General features: G+C 75.9%; 6 protein-coding genes and 1 riboswitch. Of the genes, 2 read left to right on the top strand and 4 right to left on the bottom strand.

What is annotated here, in order from left to right:
• From LJ221_RS22845 to thiO, 4 genes are all read right to left on the bottom strand, one after another.
• Window positions 1–796 (bottom strand): protein kinase (locus LJ221_RS22845; RefSeq protein WP_241718603.1); only part of this gene is annotated, 796 nt, incomplete at its 3' end.
• Between the two features lie 123 nt (window positions 797–919).
• The gene (locus tag LJ221_RS22840) at window positions 920–1717 is read right to left on the bottom strand and encodes a thiazole synthase (RefSeq protein ID WP_241718602.1); all 798 of its coding nucleotides are present in this window, start codon (window positions 1715–1717) and stop codon (window positions 920–922) included.
• 8 nt (window positions 1718–1725) lie between these two features.
• Complete coding sequence (gene thiS, locus LJ221_RS22835) at window positions 1726–1959, bottom strand: sulfur carrier protein ThiS (RefSeq protein WP_241718601.1); 234 nt, start codon at window positions 1957–1959, stop codon at window positions 1726–1728.
• Window positions 1956–3101: a glycine oxidase ThiO gene (thiO, locus tag LJ221_RS22830; protein WP_241718600.1), complete on the bottom strand. Its 1146-nt coding sequence runs from the start codon at window positions 3099–3101 to the stop codon at window positions 1956–1958. Before thiO ends, thiS begins: the two co-directional genes overlap by 4 nt.
• Window positions 3102–3114: 13 nt before the next feature.
• A riboswitch (TPP riboswitch) is annotated at window positions 3115–3202 on the bottom strand.
• Window positions 3203–3450: 248 nt separating this feature from the next.
• On the opposite strand from thiO, the gene LJ221_RS22825 reads away from it, so the two are divergent.
• Window positions 3451–4644 (top strand): FAD-dependent oxidoreductase, encoded by a 1194-nt coding sequence (locus LJ221_RS22825; protein ID WP_247720364.1) that lies wholly within the window; start codon window positions 3451–3453, stop codon window positions 4642–4644.
• A 33-nt stretch (window positions 4645–4677) separates the two neighbouring features.
• Window positions 4678–5043 carry an Rv2175c family DNA-binding protein gene (locus LJ221_RS22820; RefSeq protein WP_241718598.1) on the top strand — a complete coding sequence of 122 codons (366 nt, stop codon included), beginning with the start codon at window positions 4678–4680 and terminating at the stop codon, window positions 5041–5043.
• The last annotated feature ends 161 nt before the right edge of the window (window positions 5044–5204 follow it).

The raw sequence follows: 5204 nt of genomic DNA, 5'->3' as shown, positions 1-5204 counted from the left end.
CGGCCGGCCGACGCCCAGGGTCGCGTGCGGCGGTACGGGCCACCAGGTCGTCCAGGGCGGGGGCGAGGCCCGGCACGGCGGCCGAGGGGGCCGGGACGTCCTCCCGGAGATGCTGGTAGAGCACCTGGGCCGGGGTGCCGCCGGCGTGCGGCTTGGAGCCGGTCAGCATCTCGTACAGCACCACGCCGCAGGCGTAGACGTCGGCACGGGCGTCGGCGGTGCCGTGCTCGATCTGCTCGGGCGCCAGATAGGAGACGGTGCCCAGCACCGAGCCGGTGGAGACGGAGGTCTGGGAGCCCACGGCCCGCGCCAGGCCGAAGTCGGCGACCTTGACCCTTCCGTCATCCCCTATCAGGACGTTCTCCGGCTTCACGTCGCGGTGCACCAGGCCGGCCAGGTGGGCGGCCCCCAGCGCGGCGAGCACGGCCTCCAGGATCTCCAGGGCGGCGCGCGGCTGGAGCGCCCCGCGCTCGCGCAGCACGTCGCGCAGCGTGCAGCCCCGCACGTACTCCATGGCCAGGTAGACGTAGCCGCCGTCCTCGCCCTGGTCGAAGACCCCCACCACGTTCGGGTGGGCCAGCCGGGCCGCGGCCTTGGCCTCCCGGATGAACCGGTCGACGAACGAGGCGTCGGCCGCGAGGGAGGGGTGCATCACCTTCAGGGCGAGCACCCGGTCCAGGCGGGTGTCCACCGCCCGGTAGACCGTGGCCATGCCGCCGACGGCGATCCGCGCCTCCACGCGGTACCGGCCGTCGAGCAGGTGCCCGATCAACGGGTCCCGGAGGGTCGTGTCCACGGCCCAGAGTCTACGATCCGCCGCCCGCACGGCCGACCGCACCGGGGCAGGCGCACCGGAGTGCGGCGCAACGGTGACGAAACCGCCGCCGCGCCGCGACATCGCGGCGCGGCCCGCGGACGATCACCCGAAGGCCGGCCGCTCCGGGTCGAGGTCCGCCATCCCCTCCGCCGGCGAGGAGGCCAGCGCGAAGTGCCGCCGCGGGATCCGGCCCGCCCGGTACGCCAGCCGTCCCGCCTCCACCGCGTGCCGCATCGCCTCGGCCATCAGCACCGGCTCCTGGGCGCGGGTGACGGCGGAGGCCAGCATCACCGCCGCGCAGCCCAGCTCCATGGCCAGGGCCGCGTCCGAGGCGGTGCCCGCGCCCGCGTCCAGGACGACCGGGACGGACGCCCGCTCGGTGATCAACTGGAAGTTGTGCGGGTTGCGGATGCCCAGGCCGGAACCGATGGGCGAGCCCAGCGGCATGACCGCCGCGCAGCCCACGTCCTCCAGCCGCCGCGCCAGCACCGGATCGTCACTGGTGTACGGCAGGACGGTGAAACCGTCGTCGACCAGCGTCTCGGCGGCCTCCAGCAGCTCCACCGGATCGGGCAGCAGGGTGCGCTCGTCGGCGACGACCTCCAGCTTTATCCAGTCGGTGCCCAGCGCCTCGCGGGCCAGCCGGGCGGTGAGCACGGCCTCCCCGGCGGTGAAGCAGCCGGCGGTGTTGGGCAGCACACGGATGCCGTGCCGTCTCAGCACCGACAGCACCGAGCCGGAGACGGTCGGGTCCAGGCGCCGCATCGCCACGGTGGTCAGCTCGGTGCCCGAGGCCAGCAGGGCCCGCTCCAGCACGTCCAGGCTGGGCGCGCCGCCCGTGCCCATGATCAGCCGGGAGGCGAAGGAGGTGCCGGCGATGGTGAGGGTGTCGTCCGCCATGGCCGCCGTCAGCCCCCCTGCACCGCGGTCAGGACCTCGACCCGGTCGCCGTCGCACAGCCGTGTCGCCGGCCACTGCCCGCGCGGCACGACGGTCTCGTTGACGGCCGCGGCGACGCCGGCCGGGGCGGTGGTCAGGGACGACACGACCGAGTCGAGGGCGAGACCGGCCGCGATCTCGCGCGGCTCGCCGTTGACCTGGACGGTGACGGTGGCGGCGGTACGGGGTGCGCCGGTGTTCACAGAGGAGTCTCCTGAAGCGTGCGGTCGAAACGCCGGGGGGTGAACGGGCGTGCCTCCTCGGGGAGCTCGCCGGTGGTCAGGGCCCGGGCCAGGGCGTCGCCGGTGACCGGGGCGAGCAGCACCCCGTTGCGGTGGTGGCCGGTGGCCAGATGCAGGCCGGGCAGGGCGGTCGGGCCGAGCAGGGGGGCGTTGTCGGGAGAACAGGGGCGCAGGCCGGCGCGGGTCTCCACCAGCGGCAGCTCGGTGATGCCGGGCACCAGCTCGTGCGCGTCGCGCAGCAGCTCGTAGACGCCCCCGGCCGTCACGCTGGTGTCCCAGCCCTGCTCCTCGCTGGTCGCGCCCAGCACCAGCTCGCCGTCGGCCCGGGGCACCAGGTAGACATGGCCGCCGCGCACCAGGGCCCGCACGGTGCGCGAGAGGAACGGGGCGTACGGGCCGGGAATCCGCAGCCGCAGGATCTGGCCCTTGACCGGGCGCACCGGCGGCAGGACCTCCTCGGGCACCCCCGCCAGCCGGCCGCTTCCGCCGCCAGCCGCCAGCACCACCCGGTCGGCCTCGACCGCGGTGCCGTCGGCCAGCCGTGCCCCGGCCGCCCGGTCGCCGGACAGGGACAGCCGCTCGGCGCGCTGCAGCGCGAAACGCACCCCGGCCCGCTCGCAGGCGGCCAGCAGTGCGGCCGTCAGCCTGCGCGGGTCGGTCTGGTGGTCGCCGTCCACACGCAGCCCGCCGCGCACCCCGGGAGCGAGCATCGGCTCCAGGCGGCGGCACTCGCGGCCGGTCAGCCACGCCGACTCCAGCCCGCAGCGCCGGTGCAGCGCGTGCAGTTCCCGCAGATGCGCCCGGTCGTCGGCGTCCAGCGCCACGGCCAGTGTGCCGCAGGCGCGGTATCCGGTTCCCAGGCCCGATGCCTCCTCCAGTTCGGCGGTGAAGGCCGGATAGCGGCGTGCCGAGGCCAGGTTGAGGGCGAGCAGGGACTCCTCGCCGTAGTGCAGCTCGGTGACAGCCGCCAGCATCCCGGCCGCCACGTGGGCGGCGCCGCCGCCCGGCGCCGGGTCGGCGACCGTGACCCGCGCCCCTCGCTGCGCGGTCCGCCAGGCGGTGACCAGCCCGATGACGCCCCCGCCGATGATCAGCACGTGCATGAGCGCCGTGCCCCTCCCTTCGCCGGAATGACCCGGATCAGGTTCGTACGGTCGGAGGCCGCGCAAGCCTCCCTCTCAGCCCGGTGCGCCGGGCTCCCGCGCTCTTCCTCGTTCCGCTTCCGGTTCGCCGGAGTCCCCTCCCGCTCCCGGAACGACGTCCACCTTATCCGCGTGCCCGCCGGGGCTGAAGGGGAGCCCGGGCGTCGGCGGGCACGGCGGCTGTGGCAGGGCTCTCACCGGGTTCTGCCGCGAGGCCGTCCCGGGACCCGCTCCGACCTCCTACAGTGATCGCGTGAGCGTGCGAACCGAACAGCGGAGCAGGCAGCGGGTCCTCGTCGTCGGCGCCGGGATGGCCGGGGCGCAGACCGCCGTGCAGCTGCGCGAGCAGGGCTGGCCCGGAGCGATCGCCCTCGTCGGCGAGGAGCCCCACCGGCCGTACGACCGGCCGCCGCTGTCCAAGGCCGTGCTGCTGGGAAGGGCTGCCGGATCCGCCTTCGACGTCGACTTCCGGGCCCTGGAAGTAGACCTGCGCCTGGGCACGGCCGCCACCGGGCTGCGCACCGGCGACCGGGAGGCGGACACAGACACCGGCCCGCTGCCCTACGACCACCTGGTCGTCGCCACCGGCGCCGCGCCGGTCCCCCTGCCCGGCGCCGAGGGTGTCCCCGGGGTGTACCCGCTGCGCACCCTCGACGACGCCGAGCGGCTGCGGCCGGTGCTCGCCGGGCGCCGGGAGGTGGTGGTCGTCGGAGCCGGCTGGATCGGCGCGGAGTTCGCCACCGCGGCCCGCGAGGCCGGCTGCCGGGTGACCGTGGTGGAGGCCGCCGGTCAGCCGCTGGCCGGTGCGCTGCCGCCGTCCGTGGCGGCCCGGATGCGCGTCTGGTACGAGGAGGCGGGCGCCGAACTGCGCACCGGGTGCGCAGTCACGGGCGTCGCCGCGGCCGGCACGCCGGAGAACCCGGTGTGCGAGGTGGAGCTGTCCGACGGCTCGGTGCTGACGGCGGGCGCGGTCGTCACCGGGATCGGCGCGCGCCCGGCCACCGGCTGGCTGGCGGGTTCCGGCCTGGCGCTGGGCGAGGACGGCTCGGTCCTCGCCGACGAGTACCTGCGCGCCTCCGCCCCCGGTGTCCGCGCAGTCGGGGACTGCGCCTCCTACCCGTCGGCCCGCTACGGCCGCCGCCTGCTGGTCCACCACTGGGACAACGCGCTCCAGGGGGCCCGCACGGTCGCCTCGGGCCTGGCCGCCGGGGAGGCCGGGACACCGCTGTACGACCCGGTGCCGTACTTCTGGTCCGAGCAGTTCGGCCGCTTCGTCCAGTACGCGGGCCACCACACCGGCGAGGACGAGATGCTGTGGCGCGGCGATCCGGCGGACGCGGCCTGGTCGGTGTGCTGGCTGCGCGGCGGTGTGCTGCGCGCCCTGCTGGCGGTGGGCCGTCCGCGGGACCTGACCCAGGGGCGGAAGCTGATCGAGCGCGGTACGGTCCTGGACCCGACGCGGGCCGCCGACCCGTCCGTCCCCCTGAAGAGCGCGGCCCGCTAGTGACTGTCGGTGGCAGATGGCAGGCTGGTGCCCGTGAACGAGATTGACGCGAAGACCGATGCTCTCGTCCCGGCCTGGCTGACTCTCCCCGATGTCGCCGAGAGGCTCGGCGTCGAGGTGACGCGCGTGCGGCAGCTGGTCAAGGAGGGGCAGCTCATCGCGGTGCGCCGCGGGGAGAACCGGGTGCTCCAGGTGCCCGCCGACTTCATCGACGAGGGCCGGGTGGTGAAGGGCCTGACGGGGACCATCACGCTGCTCAGGGACGACGGCTTCAGTGACGAGGAGATGCTGGAGTGGCTGTTCACGCCCGATGACACCCTGCCCGGCACCCCGGCGCGGGCCCTGCGCGAGAATCGCGGCACCGAGGTGAAGCGGCGCGCCCAGGCGCTGGCCGTCTGAAGCCGGCCGTCCCAACGGCGCTTCACCGCGGACGACCCGGCCCGGCAGGGCCGGACGAGGCCAACCGCACGACCGACCACCGGGGGGGGGGGGGGGGGGGGGGGGGGGGGGGGGGGGGGGGGGGGGGGGGGGGGGGGGGGGGGGGGGGGGGGGGGGGGGGG

The organism is Streptomyces sp. CNQ085 (assembly GCF_022614595.1).
GTDB lineage: Bacteria > Actinomycetota > Actinomycetes > Streptomycetales > Streptomycetaceae > Streptomyces.
Note: the sequence above shows the minus strand (reverse complement) of the source record. Positions and strands in the feature narration are given on the sequence as shown.

Bases quoted from the DNA above. Each gene is read 5' to 3' on its own strand.
- LJ221_RS22840 (WP_241718602.1), bottom strand. From the start codon at position 1,717: ATGGCGGACGACACCCTCACCATCGCCGGCACCTCCTTCGCCTCCCGG.
- thiO (WP_241718600.1), bottom strand. From the start codon at position 3,101: ATGCACGTGCTGATCATCGGCGGGGGCGTCATCGGGCTGGTCACCGCC.
- LJ221_RS22825 (WP_247720364.1), top strand. From the start codon at position 3,451: ATGGCCGGGGCGCAGACCGCCGTGCAGCTGCGCGAGCAGGGCTGGCCC.